We start from the raw sequence: 19,629 nt of genomic DNA, 5'->3' as shown, positions 1-19,629 counted from the left end.
AGCGGCTCGGTGCCGGAGCGGGAGTGGTTCATGGTGCGGTCTCCTCTCGGGCTCGCCGTGCGCCGACGGGTGGTCGGCGCCTGTTCGGCGGTCCCTCGCGAAATCGGTAGGTTGGCCCCATGACGACGACGCCCGACCAGCCGCAAGCCGTCGAGCCCGCAGAGCCCCAGGCAGCGCCCGACGCGCCCGGGCAGGCCGAGGCTGCCACCGAGGCAGGCAGCCCGACGACGGACACGGACGGGTCCGTCACGAGCGAGACGGCCGGCGCGGCGGAGGCCGAACCGGGCGCGGCCGAGGCCGACGAAGCGGCTGACCTGGGCAGCGACCCCGCGGCGGAGCCGACGGCGGACGCGGCCGACGGCGACGCGACTGTCACCGAAGGGGACGAGTCCGCCGACGCGGAGCCGGACCCCGACGCCGCCGAAGGCCCGTCGGTACCGGAGTCCGGCGTCGCAGAGGCGCAGGACGAGGCCGACGACGCCGAAGCTCCCGACAGCGAGCCCGCGAGCGAGTCGGCCGCGGCCGATGCCGCTGCCGAGCCCATGAAGGTCCAGGCCGACGAGGAAGAGAGCCCGGCTGACGCCGAGGCGTCCGAGCCCGGCACCGAGCTCACGGAACAGCGGGTCACCGCCGAGGCTGACGCGGAGCCCGACGCCGAGCCAGCGGCCGACGTCGAGCCCGAGCCGGCCGCTGCCGAGGCAGCCGCACCTGCGGTTGAGCCCACGGCGCCGGCGGAGCCAGGCGAGCCTGCTGACGGTGCGGAAGACGAGTCGGCCGGCTCGCTCGAGGACCTGGCGTTGTTCGCGCTGGCGGCCGCCCAGCAGGCGGCGCCGCCCGGTCCCAAGACGGTCGTCCCCGCGACGGTCGTCCCCGAGACAGTCGCGCCCGAGCCGGCCGCGGAGCCGTCGGACGTCGAAGCGGAGAGCCCCGCGGACGACAGCGCGGCCGCCCCCAAGGCCGATGAGCAGGAGCTGTTCGCGCCCCCCACGCGGCCTGCCGTGGCCCCGGTGCCCCCGCAGGTCCACACGCCGGACCCCGACGCGACGCAGGTCCTGCCCGCGACCGGCCACCCGGATGTGACGCAGGTCCTGCCCCCGGTCACAGCGCCGCCCCCGCAGCCCGCGTGGCGTGGCGCGTTCACGCCGGTGTCGCAGCCGCAGCACGTGGCGGGCACCCGCCCGGGTGGGCCGGTGCACCCAGGTGGGCCGTCCGGCGTCGGGCAGCATGACTATGCGGCGCAGCCCGCGTACGCCGGTTGGGCGCCCCCCGCTGCACCTGACCACACCGGCCGACGCCGGTTGATCACACTGGTCGGTGCCGCCGTCGTGGTGCTCGTCGTCGTGGTGGCGGCCGTGCTCGGCATCACCCGCGTGACGGGCGAGCAGGCCTGGGAGCCGCTGGCGGGCGACGTGACCGAGGCGCGCAACGCCAACGCCGTCCAGCTCGTGCTGGGGACGTGCGTGGCGGAGCTGCCCGAGGACGGCGACGTCGGCTCGGTGCGCGTCGTGCCGTGCACGGAGGAGCACGCGGCGCAGGTCGTGGGCCGGACCGACTTCGCCGAGAAGGCGATCTGGCCCGGCGACGACGCCGCTCAGCAGCGCGTCTCGCAGGTGTGCGGCGAGGAGCAGCTCGGTGCCGCAGCGCGCGAGAGCGGCGCCGCGGCGACCCTCACGTTCGTGGTGTGGGCGCCGAGCGAGGACTCCTGGGAGGACGGCGACCGCGTCGGCCTGTGCCTCGCATCGAGCGAGACCCCGCTGACGGGCTCGCTCCTCGACTGACCACGCCCCTGGCGGGCCCCGCCGCTCAGCCCGTCAGGACCGCCGGCGTCAGCGTGAGGCCCGCCGCATCGTCGGCCCGGTCGACCAGCACCGTGTCGCCGTCGGTCACGTCGCCCGCGAGGAGCTGCCGGGCGAGCCGGTCGCCGATCTCCCGCTGCACCAGCCGGCGCAGCGGCCGCGCGCCGTACGCCGGGTCGAAACCCTCCAGCGCGAGCCACTCGCGAGCCGCGGGCGTGACCTCGAGCCGGAGTCGCCGGTCGGCGAGCCGCGCCGCGAAGGCCGCGACCTGGAGGTCCACGATCTGGCCGAGCTCTTCCAGGGACAGCGCGTCGAAGATGACGACGTCGTCGAGCCGGTTGAGGAACTCCGGCTTGAACGCGGCGTGCACGGCCGTCAGGACGGCCTCGCGGCGCTGGGCGTCGTCCAGCATCGGGTCCACGAGGAACTGCGAGCCGAGGTTCGACGTGAGCACCAGGATCGCCGACCGGAAGTCGACGGTGCGGCCCTGGCCGTCGGTGAGGCGGCCGTCGTCGAGCACCTGGAGCAGGATGTCGAAGACCTCCGGGTGCGCCTTCTCCACCTCGTCCAGCAGCACGACGGAGTAGGGCCGACGCCGGACCGCCTCCGTGAGCTGGCCGCCCTCCTCGTACCCGACGTACCCTGGAGGCGCCCCCACCAGGCGGGCGACGCTGTGCTTCTCCCCGTACTCCGACATGTCGATGCGCACCATGGCGCGCTCGTCGTCGAACAGGAAGTCCGCGAGCGCCTTCGCCAGCTCGGTCTTGCCGACGCCGGTCGGGCCGAGGAAGAGGAACGACCCGGTGGGCCGGTTGGGGTCGGCGACGCCGGCGCGGGCGCGCCGGACGGCGTCGGACACCGCGCGGACGGCCGTGGTCTGGCCGATGAGGCGACCGCCGAGGACCTCCTCCATGTGGAGGAGCTTCTCGGACTCGCCCTGCAGGAGGCGTCCGGCGGGGATGCCGGTCCACGCGGACACGACCTCCGCGACCTCGTCGGCGCCCACCTTGTCGGCGATCATGGGCGCCTGCTGCCCGGCGACGTCCCGGTGGTCGCTCCCGGAGGCCTCCTCGCGCTCGGCCTCCACGAGCGCCCGCTCCACCTCGGGGATCTCCCCGTAGAGGATGCGGCTCGCCCCGGCGAGGTCGCCCTCGCGCTGGAGGCGCTCCGCGTCGGTGCGCAGGCCGTCGAGGCGGGCACGCAGGTCGCCGACCTTGTTGAGGCCCGCCTTCTCGGCCTCCCAGCGGCCGGTGAGGGAGGCGAGGGCCTCGCGCTTGTCGGCGAGCTCGGCGCGCAGGCGCTCCAGCCGCTCGCGGGAGGCAGGCTCCCCCGACTCGCTGAGCACGACCTCCTCCATCTCGAGCCGGGTGACCGCCCGCCGCAGCTCGTCGATCTCGACAGGCGAGGAGTCGAGCTCCATGCGCAGGCGGGACGCCGCCTCGTCGACCAGGTCGATGGCCTTGTCGGGAAGCCGGCGCCCGGTGATGTACCGGTCGGAGAGGGTGGCTGCGGCGACCAGCGCCGAGTCGGCGATCGTCACCTTGTGGTGCGCCTCGTACCGCTCCTTGAGGCCGCGCAGGATCGCGACCGTGTCCTCGACGGACGGCTCGCCCACGAACACCTGCTGGAACCGCCGCTCCAGGGCGGGGTCCTTCTCGATGCGCTCGCGGTACTCGTCGAGCGTGGTGGCGCCGACGAGGCGCAGCTCGCCGCGGGCGAGCATCGGCTTGAGCATGTTGCCGGCATCCATGGCACCCTCGGAGGCCCCTGCGCCGACGACTGTGTGCAGCTCGTCGATGAAGGTGACGATCTCGCCGTCGGAGTCCGCGATCTCCTGCAGCACGGCCTTGAGGCGCTCCTCGAACTCGCCGCGGTACTTGGCGCCCGCGACCATGCTCGCGAGATCCAGCGCGACGAGGCGCTTGCCGTCCAGCGAGGACGGCACGTCACCTGCGACGATGCGCTGCGCGAGGCCCTCTACGACGGCCGTCTTGCCGACGCCGGGCTCGCCGATGAGGACCGGGTTGTTCTTGGTGCGGCGGGACAGGACCTGGATGACCCGGCGGATCTCGGCGTCGCGCCCGATCACCGGGTCGAGCTTGCCGTCCCGCGCGCGCTGCGTGAGGTCGGTGCCGTACTGCTCCAGCGCCTTGTACGTGCCCTCAGGGTTGGGGCTGGTGACCCGGCCGGACCCACGGACCCCGGGGAGCGCGGCGCGCAGGGCGTCGGCGCCTGCACCCGCGTCGCCGAGGATCTGGGCGGCCTGGGACTGCCCGGCGGCGATGCCGATGAGCAGGTGCTCGGTCGAGACGTACTCGTCGCCGAGGCTCTGGGCCTCCTTGCCCGCGAGGTCCAGGACCGTCGCCGTGGCGCGGCTCGCTGTCGGCGGGGCCGTGGCGCCGGAGACCTGGGGCAGCGCGACGAGAGCGGCGCGGACCTTCTGTCCGATCGCCTGGGTGCTCGCGCCGACGGCCTCGAGCAGCCCGACGGCGACCCCGCCCGGCTGGGCGAGCAGGCTCGCCAGGAGGTGGGCGGGCTCGAGCTGCGGGTTGCCGGCCGCCGACGCCGACTGGATGGCGTCGCCGATCGCTTCCTGCGACCTGGTCGTGAACTTGGTGTCCATGGCATCTCCGGATGAAAGCTCAACTGTGCACAGGTGCGAACCTGGCCAAAGTTGAGTCTATTCCACTCAACTTGACGCCGCCACGCGCGACCGCAGTGCTCTGGGCGGGCATTCCGCCGCGCACGGGCGTGCGGCATGCTTGCCGGGTGACCCGAACCCGCCGCGCAGCCCTGGCCGGAGCGCTCGCCGCGCTCGCCCTCACGCTGTCGGGGTGCATCAAGGCCGAGCTCGCGGTGGATCTCCACCCGGACGACACGGCGAGCACGTCGCTCGTCGTCGCCGTCGAGGACGAGTTCGTCGCGTCCACCGGCCGCGACCCGCAGGACGTCCTCGACGACGCCCTGCGCGGCAAGGACGACCCCTCGAGGGACGCCCTGCGCACCGAGGAGTACTCGGAGGGCGGGTACACGGGCAACCGCTACATCTACCCCGACGTCCCGCTGTCCTCGCTCGCCGAGGCCGAGAACGTGCCCGTCACCGTCGTCCGCGAGGGCGACGAGTACGTGCTCGACGCCACGGTGGACCTGACCGAGGACAACCTCGGCATCCGCGGCGTGCGCGCCGCCGACGTCCTGACGGTCACCCTGCGCGTCACCTTCCCCGGCCAGGTCACCGAGACGGACGGGATCGTGTCGGCCGGCCCGGGTTCGGGCTCCACCGTGACGTGGACCCCGCCCGTCGGCGAGGTGACCACCGTCCACGCGCGCGGTTCCGCGATCGACCCGGCCACCGTGCCGCCGCCCTCCCCGACCCCCGGAGAGGCGAGCGAAGCGCCTGCGGGCGGCGGGACGACGTCGGACGTCCCGGAGTGGCTCGTCCCGGTCCTCGGGCTGGGCGGGCTCGCGATCCTGCTGCTGATCGGGCTGCTGGTGTGGCAGGCGCTGCGCGTGCGGCCCGACGCCGACCGTGGCGCGCCGCCGTATCCCGCCGCGGGGTACCCGGCGCAGCCCTATCCGCCGCAGCCGCCCGACCCCGGCCGCCCGCCGAGCTACCCGCCGGGGTACTGACGACGACACCGAGCCCAACCGGGGGTCGCAGGGGGCGCTCAGCGGTATCGTCGGCTTCCTCGCTCGTCGTGGCCGGCCCCGGCCGCCACCGGCTCGAAGGGATCGCAGACATGAGCGACTGGCACGTGGACGTGCTGGGCCCGGAGTTCGAAGCGCGCCCGCTACCGCAGCCCGACGACGCCGTGGCCACCCTGGTCCGCCACGTCGCCTCCACGACGGCGCCCGCGGACCGGCCGGCCGTGCTGTACGTGCACGGGTACGCCGACTACTTCTTCCACCCGCACGTCGCCGAGGCCTTCGCCGAGCGCGGCTACCCCTTCTACGCGGTCGACCTTCGCACGTACGGCCGCTCGCTGCGCGAGGGCGACGACCCGAACTTCGTGCCCGACATCGCCGTCCACGCGCGTGACCTCGACGCCGCCGTGGATGCCATCCGCGCGGAGGGGCACGAGCGGGTGGTCGTGCTCGCTCACTCGATGGGCGGGCTGGTCTCCGCCCTGTGGGCGCACACCCGGCCGGGCCGGATCGAGGCGCTGGTGCTGAACTCGCCGTTCCTCGATCTCAACGAGCCGTGGTTCCACCGGGTCGTCACCACGCGGCTGATGTACGCCATCGCTCCGGTCGCGCCGCGAGTGCCGCTGGGCCGCATGGGCGGGGCCTACGGGCTCGCGCTGCACCAGCAGTGGAACTACGACCTCTCCTGGAAGCCGACGAGCGGGTTCCCCGTGCGGGCCGCGTGGTTCCACTCGCTCCGCAGGGCTCAGGCCCGCGCCGCTCGGGGGTTGGACATCCGCTGCCCGGTGCTCGTCTGCGCCTCCGACCGGTCCACCTCCGGCAAGTACACGCACGACGAGCTGCTCACCACGGACTCCGTGCTCTCCGTGCGGCACATCCTCGACGGGGCGCCGCGGCTCGGGCCGTCCGTCGACATCGAGGTGATCCACGGCGGGGCGCACGACCTCGCGCTCTCGCCGTCCCCCGCCCGGGAGAAGTACCTGTCGACCACGCTGGACTGGCTCGACGCGCACGTCTGACAGCGGCCGACGGGAGGCTCACCGCAGGTCGCGCAGGTAGGCCGCGGCGCCGCCGTACCCCTCGGTGCGCCGCTCGTCCAGCGTGGCGATGATCAGCAGCACGCCGCCGGCCGCGGCCAGGGTGAGCATCCACGGCACCGCCGAGATCTGCGTGCCGAGCTGGGTCAGGAACACGACGAGCACCTCGGCGGGCAGCACGGCCACCCCGACGTGGAACGGGGCCGCGAGCCGGCGACGGCTCCCGAGCAGCACGGCCGCGAGCGCCACCACGACCACGAGCACCGCCCGCCAAGTCAGCGGGTCCGTGTAGGTCGCCAGAACGGACGGCCCCAGCAGGGCGAGGAGACCCGGGCCCAGCAGCACCCATGACCCGTCCCTCCCGAGGGGCCACGGCAGCCCGACGCCGGTCGCCCGCCTCCCGTCGTCCGGTCCGGTCGCGTCGTGGTCGTCCTGCGTCGCTCCCGGCCGGAGCGCGAGGTAGCCGGCGAGCAGCAGCCCGACGCCCAGCGGGACCGAGAACACCTCGACGCGCAGGTCGCGCGGCGACCAGGCAGCGATCGCCACGGCCAGCGCGGACGCCCAGACGAACCACGGCGGGGCACCGAGAGCGCCGCCCTCGCGCACGACGAGCCGCCGGACGGTCAGGACGAGGAGCACCAGGAGCGCCGCCTCCAGCACCCAGAGGGTGATGATCGCGCCCCACACCGGCCGCACGTTCGCCACCGCGCCGAGCACACCGAGGCCGAGCGCGGGGGCCAGGCCCCAGCGTCGGAGCACGTCGTCCCACCGGGCGGTGGCGGCGCCGCCGGGCGCCGCCGCGACGTCGAGGATCCGCCGGGCCGCGACCGTCGCCGCGAGCACGATGCCCGCGCCGACCGCCGACCACAGCAGCCCGACCGTGAAGAGGGCTCCGCTGCTCAGCCGGGACCAGTCCGGGGACGCCTCCACCAGGTGCAGGGACTCCAGCGTCGCGGCCGTTCCGGCGAGCGCCGCAGCGCCCGCGAGTGCCGCGCGGCCCCAGCGGGTCCAGCTGCCGGACACGAGCGGCCACCGGCGCAGCGCGAGCTCCCCGAGGAGCGCGGCCACCGCTGCCCCCACGAGCACGTACGTGCGCGTGTCGCCCGGCTCCCCGCGGGACAGCAGGACCAGGAGCGACGGCGTCAGAGCGAGGGCCACGCCCACGAGGACGAGCCGCCACGCGCGGCCACCGGCGTCCCTTTGCTCCGCCCGGCGTGCCAGCAGCGCACCCACGACCACGGCACCGAGCGCGGGCGGCAGCGTGTACGCCTCGACGAGGCGCACTCCGGCATCGGCGAGCGCGGTCCACGTGGCGCCTGTCACGAGCCCGGCAGTCAGCCACCAGGCCCGGGTCCGGTCGGGCTCGCGGGCGACGAAGGCCGCACCTGCGGCGAGGACGAGCAGCACCGCGACGGCGATGTCCGGGCCGGCGGCCGGACGCAGGTAGGCGAGCCCGATCGCGATCGCACCGGTGAGAACTGCCGACGCCTCCAGGACGCCCCGCAGTCGGTCGCCCAGCGCCGCGCCCCAGACGGTGCCGCCGGAGGGTGGGGTGGCGCGCCCGGGGTGGGCGTCGGCGTCGGGCACCCGGGTGGCGACCGACTCGGCGACCCGGGACGCCGCCCCCGCCACGACCGCGACGAGCATCGCGACGACGGGGAGCACCACGGGCGAGCCGCTGGTGCGCAGCACCATTGCGCCGGCGGTGACCACGGCGACGGACGCCGTCGGGAGCACGAGGCCGGCCGCGACGACCCGCACCGCGGGCGCGAGGCCCGTCCGCGCGGTCAGGAGGAGGACGAGCTCGAGGGCGAGCATGGCGACCGCGGCGCCCGCGGACCACCACGTGCTCTCGGTCACGACGGTGACGACGCCCAGCACGAACGGCACGGACGTGACCCCCAGGACGGCGAGCCACTCGTCGCGTGCGACACCCCGCCAGAGGGTGACGCCCAGCGCGGCGAGCGACGCCGCGGCCGAGACCGAGCACACCGCGGCCACCCCGTCGAGGCCCAGCCAGCCGAGCCACACTCCGAGCACCACGAGCGCGTACGTGTACGCGGTGCCGACGAGCCACGGGTGCAGCGCCCGCGGCACCGCCGCGCGAGCGGCGAGCAGGAGACCCGCCACGACCGCCCCGCCGGCGACCGCGCCGGGACGCCAGCCCCACGACCCGACGAGCAGGAGCGCGATCGCCGCGAACGCGCCGGTCAGGGCTGCCGCCCGCCACACGCCCGGCTCCGACCGCAGGAGCGGCCGGCCACCCACCCGACGGAGGACGAACGTGCCGCGCGCCGCGGCCAGCACCCCACGGCGGGCCAGCCCGAAGGGGGCACGCAGCGGCCGCGGGGCGGCCGACGGCTCGGCGACCAGGGCGAGCAGCAGGGTCGCCAGCACGGCGAGCAGCACGAGCGACGTCACCGAGAGCAGCGCCGGGTCCAGGACCAGGCCGATGGCCAGGCCCACGGTGATCCAGGGGGCGGTGGTACGGGCGACCCGCGGCAGGGTACCCGGCAGCGCCAGCCGGCCTGCGACGAGCGACACCGTCGCGAGCGCGGCCGTACCGACGTGCGCCCAGGCCTCGACGTCCCGCAGCCGGTCGAGCCCGCCTCCGACCAGGGGACCGCCGTCGAGCGTCCAGGTCGGGTAACCGGTCAGCGCTCCGACGACCACACCCAGCACGTACGCCAGCTGGAAGAGGAGCGCAGGGACCGCACCCGCCGCGACGACGAGCCAGACCCCGAGGAGCAGGTCAGCGCGGGTCTGCGGGGCGATGCCGCGCCGGCCGTCCGGCCGCCGGAGCCACGTGAGCGCGTGCGGCGTCGTCACCGCCGCCACGAGCGCCCACACGAGACCGGCCGCGAGCGGGAACCAGCCCGCCGCCGCCGTCCCCGGCACCGCCCCCAGGAAGCCGGCCGCCACAGCGGCGACGACGCCGGCCGAGAACGCCCACGCCCGGTGGTGCGTCACCGCGCGCAGCACGACCGCGACGAGGGCCGCGACCGCGAACAGCACCGCGGGCCCGCCCCAGCCTGGCAGGGCCGGGACGTCCCGGACGAAGGCCGCCTGCGGGAGCGCGAGGACGAACGCACCCACCTGCATCAGGGTCAACAGGACCCGCTCGACCTCGAGGCGCGCGCCCGCGCGCTCCCCCGACACGCGGGCGACGACCCTCGCCACGAGCGTCACGAGCGATGCCGCGAGCAGGCCGGCGCCCATCACCCAGCCGCCGGGCAGCACGTCGGTGAACGCCAGCGCGGCCAGCACAGGAACCACGGGCAGCGCGAGCACCCCGGCGGTCACCCACGACCGCACGCGCAGTACGTGCCCGAGCCCTGCGGCCAGCGCCGTCGTCACGGTCCACAGGATCGCGGCCGTCCAGGACGAGGTGAGGGCGCCGGACGACTCGAAGATCGCGCCGGCCGCGACGAGGAGCGCGCCCGGGAAGCCCGCCGCGCGGACCACCCGCAGCGCGCGATCCTCGAACCGGAGCGGGCGGCCGACCCGCTGCCCGACCGGTCCGGCGACCCGCCGTGCCAGGTACGCGACCAGCGCGAACGCGATCAGGCCACCGGTCCATACCCAGTACCCCGCCGCGGCGCCCGAGCCGGCAGCCCCGGCCGAACCGAAGAACGCGGTGATCCCGCCCGCAGCCAGCACCGGGACCGCCGGCGCGACCACGAGCCCCGCACCCGCCCACGCCCGCACGCGGAGCCCGTGCCCCAGCGCCACGAACGCCGGCGCGATCACGAGGAGCAGGATCGCCCGCGCGAGGACCGGGTCGAGCAGGCCCAGCAAACCCGCCTGGAGTGCGAGCTCGGCATCGACCCAGGCAAGCACGACGGCCAGGCCGGCCACCGCCTCCGCGGAGGACCGCAGGCCCGCGCGCCGCATCAGCGCGGCGACGCCGACCGCAGCCGCCGTCACGCCGCCCGTCACGAGGGCACGCAGTGCGAGCTGGTCCGCCAGCGTGAAGAACACGAACACGACGGTCGCCACGGCCAGCAGGCCGGCTCCGGCGCCCGCCAGGATCGGCTGCAGCGCGGCGCCCGACGACGGCACCGCGGGCGCACCCACCGTCTCCGTCCCACCCGGCGTCACGTCCGCCTGATCAGCAGCACGGGGCGGCACGTCACCGACCGCCGGCCGCACCGCCTCGTCCGGGACGCGGCCGCCCGACGCCGGCGCCGCCGTCGGCCCCGTGGCCCGGCCCGCCGACCCGGCTGCGCCTGCCCCGCGGCGCTCCCGCGCGCGGATCCACTCCGCCGCCTCAGGCTGTTCGGACCGCATCACGTCGATCGCCTCCTGCCGGCGCTGCAGCGCGGCGGCAGCGTCGAGAGAGGCCTGCGCGACCTCGTGCGCGCGGGGCGCGCTCAGGTCGAGCCGGCAGCGGTCGCACCGCGACGACGCGAGGCGCGCGCCGCAGGCGGGGCAGGCGAGGGTGTCGGGCAGCCGCATGAGTGCGACATCGACCCAGGTCTCTCTCATGGCGGTCATCCTGTCGGCCCTGGGAACAACCTGGACGTTGTCCACAGGGGGTGTTTCGTGAAGATCTCGGGTCGGAACTACGGTGGGCCGCGTGATCCACGACATCGTTCTCGAGACCCATGGCGTCCGGCTCGAACCCCTGGCCAAGCGGCACGCGGAGGCGCTCGCGGCGCTCGTCGACGACGGGATCTGGGCGGGGATGACCCAGCCGCTGCCGGGCACGCCCGAGCTGATGGCGACCTACGTCGAGGCAGCCCGCGCAGCACCGGACCAGGTGCCGTTCGCGGTCGTGAGCGCGGCCGACGGCGTCGTCCGCGGCTCCACCCGCCTGTACGACCTCGCTCCTGCGCAACGTCGCGTCGAGATCGGCGCCACCTTCTACGGGCGTGACTGGTGGGGCGGCGCGACGAACCCGGCGTGCAAGTACCTCCTGCTACGGCACGCCTTCGAGGAGCTCGGGCTGCAGCGCGTCGCGCTCCGTGGCGACTCCCGGAACACGCGCTCCCTCGCCGCCATGCGCCGCCTCGGCGCGACCCAGGAGGGCGTGCTGCGGGCGCACCGCATCGCGCCCGACGGGTCCACGGGCGACTCGGTCTACTTCTCGATCCTCGCTGACGAGTGGCCCGCCGTGCGGGACGGCCTCCTGGCGCGGCTCGCCTCGATCGGGGCGACAGCCGGGGCGTGACCGGCGCCGAGGCGGTGGCCGCCGACACCCACAACGAGATGAGAAACCGGTTCCCCAGAACCGTTGACGTGCTGTAACCCAGGTCAGTACCATCGACCCCGATGGAGAGCGCTTTCCCATCGTGTGCTCTGTGCAATGTCGCCCAAGCCAGCCCGCGCTCGTCCGGAGATGCCCATGAGACTCAAGTCCTTAGCCCTCTGCGCCGCCCTCGTCGTCGGTGCGGTCCTCGCCCCCGTGTCCGCCACGGCCGCCACGGTCCGCTACGAGGCCGAGACGGCGCCCGCCACGTGTGACGGCACCATCGACTCCAACCACACCGGCTTCTCCGGCAGCGGCTTCTGCAACGCGAACAACGCCACCGGCGCGGCCTCCCAGTTCACCGCCAACGCCCCGGCCGCCGGCTCCGCGACCCTGGTGGTCCGCTACGCCAACGGCACCACCACCAACCGCCCCGCGGACGTGCTCGTCAACGGCACGCGAGCCACCACGCTGTCCTTCGCCGGCACCAGCACCTGGACCGGCTGGACGTCGGCCACGGTGAGCATCACGGTCGCCGCAGGCGCCAACACCATCCGGTTCAGCCCCACCACCTCGGCCGGGCTGCCGAACATCGACTACCTCGAGGTCACCACCGCGGACGCGCCGGCGTCCGCCGCGCTCTACGTCTCGCCCAGCGGCAACGACGCCAACGCCGGGACGCTCGCCGCGCCGCTGCGCACGATCCAGCGCGGGGTCGACCTCGCGCAGCCCGGCACCACCATCTACCTGCGGGGCGGCACCTACGCGCCCAGCACCAACATCCAGCTGGTCAAGAACGGCACGGCGAGCCAGCCGTACACGCTGCGCAGCTACTCCGGCGAGCGCGCCGTCATCGACGGGGAGAACATGCTGCACACGCCGGCGCCCGTCGGCGGCAGCATCCCGCGGGCCGAGCGCGGCGCCATCCACATCGAGGGCGAGTACTGGCGCCTCGTCGGGCTCGAGATCATCCACGGCCCCTACGGCATCTTCGGCCTCGACACGAACTACGGCGTCTTCGACCGTCTCATCACGAGGGACAACTACGAGAGCGGCCTGCACCTGCAGGGCGCGTCCGGCAACAACCAGATCCTCAACCTCGACAGCTACGGCAACCGCGACCCCCGCAACAGCGGTGAGAGCGCCGACGGCATCGCTATCAAGGAGGGCTCGGGGACCGGGAACGTCATCCGCGGCGCCCGGCTGTGGAACAACTCCGACGACGGTCTGGACTTCTGGGAGTTCCTCTCCCCCGTGACCGTGGAGAACAGCCTCGCCTACGGCAACGGCTACAACCGCTGGGGCATCCCGGACTACAGCGGCGACGGCAACGGCTTCAAGCTCGGCGGAGGCGACGTCGACCTGCCCGCCGCGCACGTCACACGGAACAGCATGGCGTGGGACAACTCCGCCGGCGGCTTCATCGACAACTCCAACCCGGGCGCGATGGTCGCCGAGCGCAACACCGCGTGGGACAACGGCGGGACGGGCTTCGACTACGCCGACGCCGACGGGACCCTGACCCGCAACCTGTCCGTAGCCAACGGGACGAACGTGTCGCTCGGGTCGAGCTCCAGCGGCAGCAACAACTCCTGGGACCTCGGCGGCACGTGGTCCTTCGTCAGCACCGATCCCAGCACCATCACCGGGGCCCGCCAGGCCGACGGCTCCATCCCGTCGTCGACCTTCCTGCGCCCCGCCAACGGCGCCGACGTCGGGGCGCGGTTCTAGCGCTCGGTCCATCCGCGCGGCGCGCGCCCCGGTCCCGTGGACCGGGGCGCGCCTGCCGCCCGGCCGACCCCGGCCGTCGTCGGGCAGCCACCGCCGTGTCCGAAACCCGCTAGCACTCCCCGTGCTCGCCGGGTGAGGATGGCCGCATGGACAGGCACTTCTCCGAGCGCTACCGCGCCATCGCCGCGCGCGACCAGCGCTTCGACGGCCAGTTCTTCGTGGCCGTGCGGTCCACCGGCATCTACTGCCGGCCGTCGTGCCCTGCGCGCACGCCCAAGGCCGAGAACGTCACCTTCTTCCTGACCAGCGCCGCAGCGCACGAGGCCGGCTTCCGGGCGTGCAAGCGCTGCCTCCCCGAGGCCGCCCCCGGGACGCCGGAGTGGAACCTGCGCCGTGACCTGGCCGGCCGCGTGATGCGGCTCGTGGCCGACGGCGTCGTGGACCGCGAGGGCGTGGAAGGCCTCGCGGTGCGCCTCGGCTACAGCACCCGCCACATCCACCGGCTCGTCGCGAGCGAGCTGGGCGCCGGACCGCTGGCCCTCGCCCGCGCCCAGCGGGCGCAGACCGCCCGCGCGCTGCTCGTCGGGACCGCGCTCTCCGTGGCCGACGTCGCGTTCGCCGCCGGCTTCGGGTCGATCCGGCAGTTCAACGACACGGTCACCGAGGTGTTCGCGACGACGCCGACCGAGCTGCGCGCCCGCGCCCGGCGGGGTAGGTCGGCCGACGGACCGGCCGTGCACCAACCGGCCGGCGCGGAGCCGCAGCCCGTGCGCATCCACCTCACCCTGCCGTTCCGTGAGCCGTTCGACGCGCGCGGCGTCCTCGAGTTCCTCGCGGTCCGCGCCATCGCGGGCGTGGAGTCCGCCGACCTGTCCGGCCCCGACCTCCGCTACGCGCGCACGGTGACGCTGCCCCGCGGGCCCGGCGCCTTCGAGGTGACGTACCGGCCGCACCCGCGGGCCGGCCGCGGTCAGCCCCGGTTCGACCTCCACCTCGAGGTCACCCACCTGGCCGACGTGCCGGTCGCCGTCGCCCGCGTCCGCCGCCTGCTCGACCTGGACGCCGACCCGCAGGCTGTGGACGCGGCCCTGGCCGTCGACCCCGTGCTCGCCCCGCTCGTCGCCGCGACGCCCGGGATCCGCATGCCGGGCGCGGTGGACCCGCACGAGCTCGTCGTCCGCGCGATCGTGGGCCAGCAGATCAGCGTCGCCGCCGCCCGCACACACCTCACTCGGCTCGCGGCGGCCGCGGGCGCGCCCTATGCGGCAGGGATCCCGGGGCTCACCACACTCTTCCCCGGGCCCGGAGAGGTGGCCGCCGCCGCCCCGGAGCACCTCCGCCTGCCCGCACGCAACGTGCGCACTGTGGTCGACACCACCCGCGCCCTGGCCGACGGCGACCTTGCCGTGAGCGTCGGGGACGACGCCGAGGAGCTGCGGGCGGCGCTCGTCGCCCGGCCCGGGATCGGGCCGTGGACCGCCGCGTACGTCGCGCTGCGCGTCCTGGGCGACCCCGACGTACTTCTCGACCGCGACGTCGCCCTGCTGGCGGGCGCCCGGTCGCTGGGGCTGCTCGGGCCGCAGGACCCGGCCCAGGCCGCCAGCCGGGCGCACGAGTTCCGTGCCCTCCAGGCACGGGGTACCGCGTGGGCACCGTGGCGGTCCTACGCCGCGATGCACCTGTGGCGCGCCTCCCCGCCGGCCGCGCCGGCGCAGCCAGCACCCGAAACCACGCCCGCAACCACCAGGAGCCTCCCGTGACCGCCCTGACCACCACGCTCACCACTCCCGACGGCCCGTTCAGCGTGGTCGTCGACGACGAGTCGGTCCTCGCCGCCGGCTGGACCGCCGACGTCGCGTCCCTCGTCGCCCTCATCCACCCCACGCTGCGGCCCGCCGAGGTGCAGGTGCCCGGGGAGGCGGCTGCGCCGTCGGGCAGCCTGGCCACCGCGATGCTCTCCGACGCGGCCAAGGCCGTCGAGGCGTACTACGCGGGCGACCTGGCCGCCCCCGGGCGCGTTCCCGTGCGGCAGGCGAGCGGCCCGTACCGGACGCACGCGTGGGACGTGCTGCGCACCGTGGAGCCGGGCGAACGGATCACCTACAGCGAGTACGCAGAGCGGACGGGCCGCCCGGCCGCGGTGCGCGCCGCCGCCGGGGCGTGCGCGATGAACGCGGCGGCTCTGTTCGTGCCGTGCCACCGCATCCTGCGCACCGACGGCACCCTCGGCGGGTTCCGTTACGGGCTTCCGGTGAAGGAGAGCCTGCTGGCCCGTGAACTCACCTGAAAGGGCCCCTCACCAGCGGTTCCGCGGCACCTGCTGACCCGCTAGGGTTGCCGCGATCCTGAGGAGGGTCCACATGAGGACTGGTCGTCTGCTCGCGGTGCTCGCAGCGTCGATGTGTGTAGCGTCCCTTCTGCCAGGTGCACCGGCGCATGCGGCAGAGGACGAGTACTTCCTGGTCAAGGCGGCCTCCGAGGCCACGATCTACCGGGTCGCCGGGAGCCCTGACAGCTGGGACGAGACCCGCGCCACCCGGGCGCCCCTCTCGTACACGGACTGGGTCGCCCTGGGCTACCCGGCGCCGATCGTCCGGCCCGTCGACACCTACGCGCACCTGCCGTGGAGCCCGGGCATCTACGGGCTGGTCCACTGGCCCGACGGCGGTGCCGCGGACGCCCCGGTGCAGTATGACCAGTGGGTCGCTGCCGGGCGTCCGGCACCTGTCGCGGACGCTCGGCTGTGCGAGCTCGTGACGTGCTCCATCATCCGGTACGCGACCTCACCGGCGATCTATGTCGCGGAGTACGGCCACGACGTTCCCGACCACCACCTGACCGGCGCGGAGTGGGCGGCGATGGGATACCCGCCGCCGATGCCGGACAGCCTCCACGGCATCTACCGGCTGCCATGGACCGACGGGATCTTCCGGATCGAGCCGTGGCTCATCGGGCCTGCGGGCGGGTGGTCGCCCGAATACCCGTCCGGGGTGGGATGGCACTGCTGGGCCCACCTGGAGTACACCGAGTGGCTGGACCTCGGCTCGCCGGCGCCCGAGACCGTGGCTTCCACGACCCGGGATCGCTACCTCTCCGGCACCTACAACGGCTTCAGCAACAGGAGCATGTGGGAGAGCAAGATCTACTACGACGGTCCGGCGGGCTACTTCCAGCTCACGCCGGCCCAGTGGGCCGCCGCGGGTTCGCCGACCCCGACGAGGATCGACACGCCGATGCCCGAGTACCCCGGATGCTGAGGAAGGTTCTTCTGATGACGATCGTACGAAGGTTCGCGGCCACCGTGACGGCGGCCGGGTGCCTCCTCCTGGGGCTCTCCGTTCCCGCCGCGCCCGCGTCAGCCGCCGACTCCGGCTACTACGTCACCGAGTTCGACGGCTACATCTGGCACGGGACCGCCGCGGAGACCTACGAGCACATCTCGTACTCGCAGTGGGCGTCCGCCGGCTTCCCGGCCCCCACCCGGGTGGACGTGGACTACGTGCGCTACAGCTGGTCGCCGAACATCTTCGCGCGGTTCACGCTCCCGGCCACGTGGGCGTACGGAGAGCCGGTGGAGAAGGCCAGCCAGGTCACGTTCGGGGAGTGGCGCACAGCGGGCTACCCGACACCGGCGACGGCGTCCTGGATCCCGGAGTCGTTCGTCTCCGGGCACTCGACGTCGGACGAGCTCTTCCTTCAGGATCCGCCTCTGATCAAGACCGGCGGCGGCTGGGTGCCTTCTCACAAGCTGTCCTACGCCGAGTGGGTGGCGATCGGCTCGCCCGAGCCCCACATCTTCAACTACCAGGGCTTCTTCCGCTACGGGTGGACGGACAAGATCTTCGTCGTCGGCGGCATCGAGGGCTGGGAGCCGACGGGCCTTCCGCGCCTGGCCGGCAATGCGGGCGGCCACGTCCTGACCTATGACGAGTGGGTCCACTATGGGTCGCCGACGCCGATGGTCGTCGACTCGCTGCCCGGGGACGTGCTCTGGAAGTGGGATGCCTTCCCGACGCTCTACTACCAGGGCCCCCAGGGCGTAGAGATCTTGTTCCTGACCTGGGACGAGTGGTCCCGGATGGGATTCCGGACGCCGACCGTCCGCCCCTACCCCTCCTAGGCGCTCGGCACCTCCCGGACGTGCCGACGCCGGACCGGTCGCCTCCTCGCGAAGGCGACCGGTCCGGCGTCGGGCAACCACTGTCAGCCCTTGACGGAACCCGCCAGGAGGCCCCGGACGAAGTACCGCTGGAGCGACAGGAACACGATCAGCGGGACGACCATCGAGATGAACGCGCCGGACGACAGGACGTGCCAGTCGCCGCCGCGCGAGCCCGCCATCTCGGCGACGCGGACGGTGAGCGGGAACGTGTCCGGGGACCCCATGACCAGGGCGACGAGCAGGTCGTTCCAGACCCACAGGAACTGGAAGATGCCGAACGCCGCGATGGCCGGCGTGAGCAGCGGCATGACGACCTGGAAGAAGATCTTCACGTGCCCGGCGCCGTCCACGCGCGCCGCCTCGACGAGCGACCTCGGGATGTCCTTCATGAAGTTGTGCAGCAGGAAGATCGCGAGCGGCAGCGCGAAGATCGAGTGCGACAGCCAGATGGTCCAGTAGCTGCCGTTGATGCCGCCCTGGACGTACGTCCGCAGCAGCGGGATGAGGGTGATCTGGATCGGGATGATCTGCAGGGCGAACACCGCGACGAAGAGGATGTCGCGGCCCCTGAAGTCGATCCACGCGAAGCCGTAGGCGGCGAGCAGCGCGATCGTGATCGGGATGACCACGGCGGGCAGCGTGATGACGAACGAGTTCACGAAGAAGCTGATCAGGTCCGTCGAGCTCTCGAACAGCGCCGTCTCGTAGTTGCGCATCGAGAAGACGGGCTCGCCGGCGAACGCGTCGCCGAAGACCGTCCACCAGCCGCTGCGCCGGATGTCCAGCTCTGGCCGGAAGGACGTCACCAGCAGGCCGACGGTCGGGATGGTCCAGAGCACCGCGATGATCACCGCGATCGCGCTCGCCCAGGGCGAGGTCAGCCGCGCCTTCGCCTTCCGCGCCCGCTCGGTGAGGCCCGGCGATACCCGGGTCGTCCCGCGCGTTTCCGTTACTGCAGTGCCGCCCGCCGTGGCGGCAGCCCCTGCTGACTGCGTGGTCATCGGACCTCCTCAGCCAGGCGCATCTGGCGCACGTTGTAGACGATGACCGGGATCACGATGACGAACAGCAGCACGGCAAGCGCCGCGCCGAGGCCGGTGTTGTTCTGCCGGAAGCTCTGCTCGTAGAACTCGTTCGCCACGATCGACGTGTTGAACCGGCCCGCGGTCATGGTGCGGACGATGTCGAACGACTTGAGCGTGGTCATCGCGATCGTGGTGAGGACGACCACCAGGGCCGGCCGGATGCTCGGGATGGTGATGCGCCAGAACATGCCGAATCCGGACAGCCCGTCGAGGCGGGCGGCCTCGACGATGTCGTCGGGGATGGCGCGGATCGACGCCGACAGCAAGGTCATCGCGAAGCCGGTCTGGATCCAGATGAGCACCACCATGAGCAGGAAGTTGTTCAGCGGCCGCTGCAGCAGGAACTGGATCGGCTCCCCGCCGAACCAGACGATCACCTGGTTCAGCAAGCCCGTCTGCTGCACGGTGCCCTGCGCCGGCTTGAACTCGTAGACGAACTTCCAGATGATCGACGCGCCCACCATCGAGATCGCCATCGGCAGGAACACGAGCGCCTTGGCGAACTTTTCGAACCGGCTCTTGTCCACCACCACCGCGTAGACCAGACCGAGGAACGTGGCCGTGATCGGCGCGACCAGCACCCACAGCGCGGTGTTGCCCAGGACGATGAGGAACTGCGACTCGGTGAAGGCCGTGGCGTAGTTGTCGAGCCCGATGAACTCCGACCCGTTCCTGTTGTAGAACGAGTTCTTGATGGTGTCGAGGCCCGGGTAGAGCAGGCCGAAGGCGAGCATCGCGAGCGCCGGCCCCACGAAGCCGAGGCTGACCAGCCACCTCGGCGCGTTCCGGGGCCGGTCCACGAGGAAGAGGATCAGGCCCATCACCACCACGAAGAGGGCGATCGCCACCAGCATGAGCAAGAACTTGTGCGCCGGGTCGTCCCCGGCGTCGATAAACCAGTCCACGGGTCCTCCTAGTTGGTCCAGTCGTCGCTGACGGGTCCACCCCCAGCCTAGGACGGCGGAGGCGCGGGACACGAGGT

13 protein-coding genes are annotated in these 19,629 nt (G+C 73.6%); 9 read left to right on the top strand and 4 right to left on the bottom strand.

Translation table 11 applies throughout. The annotated features are described in order from the left end of the window. Positions 1 to 119: 119 nt before the first annotated feature. Positions 120 to 1,778 (top strand): septum formation family protein, encoded by a 1,659-nt coding sequence (locus L1785_RS06705; RefSeq protein ID WP_236088428.1) that lies wholly within the window; start codon positions 120 to 122, stop codon positions 1,776 to 1,778. Between the two features lie 25 nt (positions 1,779 to 1,803). Here L1785_RS06705 and clpB read toward each other — a convergent pair whose 3' ends face one another. Then, entirely contained in the window at positions 1,804 to 4,419 is a 2,616-nt protein-coding gene (gene clpB / locus L1785_RS06700; RefSeq protein WP_236088427.1) for an ATP-dependent chaperone ClpB, read from the bottom strand. 146 nt (positions 4,420 to 4,565) lie between these two features. Between clpB and L1785_RS06695 the strand changes: the two genes are divergently transcribed. Both L1785_RS06695 and L1785_RS06690 read left to right on the top strand, forming a co-directional pair. Next, positions 4,566 to 5,426 (top strand): LppM family (lipo)protein, encoded by an 861-nt coding sequence (locus L1785_RS06695; RefSeq protein WP_236088426.1) that lies wholly within the window; start codon positions 4,566 to 4,568, stop codon positions 5,424 to 5,426. Positions 5,427 to 5,536: 110 nt separating this feature from the next. After that, the gene (locus L1785_RS06690; RefSeq protein ID WP_236088425.1) at positions 5,537 to 6,460 is read left to right on the top strand and encodes an alpha/beta hydrolase; all 924 of its coding nucleotides are present in this window, start codon (positions 5,537 to 5,539) and stop codon (positions 6,458 to 6,460) included. Between the two features lie 18 nt (positions 6,461 to 6,478). On the opposite strand, the gene L1785_RS06685 is transcribed toward L1785_RS06690, so the two are convergent. Then, a complete protein-coding gene (locus tag L1785_RS06685; RefSeq protein WP_236088424.1) occupies positions 6,479 to 10,966 on the bottom strand; it encodes an SCO7613 C-terminal domain-containing membrane protein in 4,488 nt (1,495 codons plus the stop codon). 91 nt (positions 10,967 to 11,057) lie between these two features. Between L1785_RS06685 and L1785_RS06680 the strand changes: the two genes are divergently transcribed. The 6 genes from L1785_RS06680 to L1785_RS06655 all read left to right on the top strand — a co-directional run bounded on the left by L1785_RS06680 (position 11,058) and on the right by L1785_RS06655 (position 17,520). Next, positions 11,058 to 11,651: a GNAT family N-acetyltransferase gene (locus L1785_RS06680; RefSeq protein WP_236088423.1), complete on the top strand. Its 594-nt coding sequence runs from the start codon at positions 11,058 to 11,060 to the stop codon at positions 11,649 to 11,651. A 174-nt stretch (positions 11,652 to 11,825) separates the two neighbouring features. Beyond that, the gene (locus L1785_RS06675) at positions 11,826 to 13,400 is read left to right on the top strand and encodes a right-handed parallel beta-helix repeat-containing protein (RefSeq protein ID WP_268914915.1); all 1,575 of its coding nucleotides are present in this window, start codon (positions 11,826 to 11,828) and stop codon (positions 13,398 to 13,400) included. A gap of 146 nt (positions 13,401 to 13,546) precedes the next feature. Then, positions 13,547 to 15,160 carry an AlkA N-terminal domain-containing protein gene (locus L1785_RS06670; protein WP_236088422.1) on the top strand — a complete coding sequence of 538 codons (1,614 nt, stop codon included), beginning with the start codon at positions 13,547 to 13,549 and terminating at the stop codon, positions 15,158 to 15,160. Beyond that, positions 15,157 to 15,687 (top strand): methylated-DNA--[protein]-cysteine S-methyltransferase, encoded by a 531-nt coding sequence (locus L1785_RS06665; protein ID WP_236088421.1) that lies wholly within the window; start codon positions 15,157 to 15,159, stop codon positions 15,685 to 15,687. The genes L1785_RS06670 and L1785_RS06665 overlap by 4 nt, the downstream gene beginning before the upstream one ends. A 73-nt stretch (positions 15,688 to 15,760) precedes the next feature. Next, on the top strand, positions 15,761 to 16,657 hold the full coding sequence (locus L1785_RS06660) for a hypothetical protein (protein WP_236088420.1): 897 nt from the start codon (positions 15,761 to 15,763) through the stop codon (positions 16,655 to 16,657). 14 nt (positions 16,658 to 16,671) lie between these two features. Further along, the gene (locus L1785_RS06655; RefSeq protein WP_236088419.1) at positions 16,672 to 17,520 is read left to right on the top strand and encodes a hypothetical protein; all 849 of its coding nucleotides are present in this window, start codon (positions 16,672 to 16,674) and stop codon (positions 17,518 to 17,520) included. 83 nt (positions 17,521 to 17,603) lie between these two features. On the opposite strand, the gene L1785_RS06650 is transcribed toward L1785_RS06655, so the two are convergent. Both L1785_RS06650 and L1785_RS06645 read right to left on the bottom strand, forming a co-directional pair. Beyond that, on the bottom strand, positions 17,604 to 18,563 hold the full coding sequence (locus tag L1785_RS06650) for a carbohydrate ABC transporter permease (protein WP_236088418.1): 960 nt from the start codon (positions 18,561 to 18,563) through the stop codon (positions 17,604 to 17,606). After that, on the bottom strand, positions 18,560 to 19,552 hold the full coding sequence (locus L1785_RS06645) for a carbohydrate ABC transporter permease (RefSeq protein WP_372461812.1): 993 nt from the start codon (positions 19,550 to 19,552) through the stop codon (positions 18,560 to 18,562). The genes L1785_RS06650 and L1785_RS06645 overlap by 4 nt, the downstream gene beginning before the upstream one ends. Between the last annotated feature and the right edge of the window lie 77 nt (positions 19,553 to 19,629).

This window comes from Antribacter soli, assembly GCF_021568775.1.
Classification (GTDB): Bacteria; Actinomycetota; Actinomycetes; order Actinomycetales; family Cellulomonadaceae; genus Antribacter; species Antribacter soli.
This window is presented reverse-complemented; position numbering and strand designations above follow the sequence as displayed.

Coding starts and splice junctions, on each gene's coding strand:
- L1785_RS06705 (WP_236088428.1), top strand. CDS start 120: ATGACGACGACGCCCGACCAGCCGCAAGCCGTCGAGCCCGCAGAGCCC.
- clpB (WP_236088427.1), bottom strand. CDS start 4,419: ATGGACACCAAGTTCACGACCAGGTCGCAGGAAGCGATCGGCGACGCC.
- L1785_RS06690 (WP_236088425.1), top strand. CDS start 5,537: ATGAGCGACTGGCACGTGGACGTGCTGGGCCCGGAGTTCGAAGCGCGC.
- L1785_RS06685 (WP_236088424.1), bottom strand. CDS start 10,966: ATGAGAGAGACCTGGGTCGATGTCGCACTCATGCGGCTGCCCGACACC.
- L1785_RS06675 (WP_268914915.1), top strand. CDS start 11,826: ATGAGACTCAAGTCCTTAGCCCTCTGCGCCGCCCTCGTCGTCGGTGCG.
- L1785_RS06670 (WP_236088422.1), top strand. CDS start 13,547: ATGGACAGGCACTTCTCCGAGCGCTACCGCGCCATCGCCGCGCGCGAC.
- L1785_RS06660 (WP_236088420.1), top strand. CDS start 15,761: ATGAGGACTGGTCGTCTGCTCGCGGTGCTCGCAGCGTCGATGTGTGTA.
- L1785_RS06655 (WP_236088419.1), top strand. CDS start 16,672: ATGACGATCGTACGAAGGTTCGCGGCCACCGTGACGGCGGCCGGGTGC.
- L1785_RS06650 (WP_236088418.1), bottom strand. CDS start 18,563: ATGACCACGCAGTCAGCAGGGGCTGCCGCCACGGCGGGCGGCACTGCA.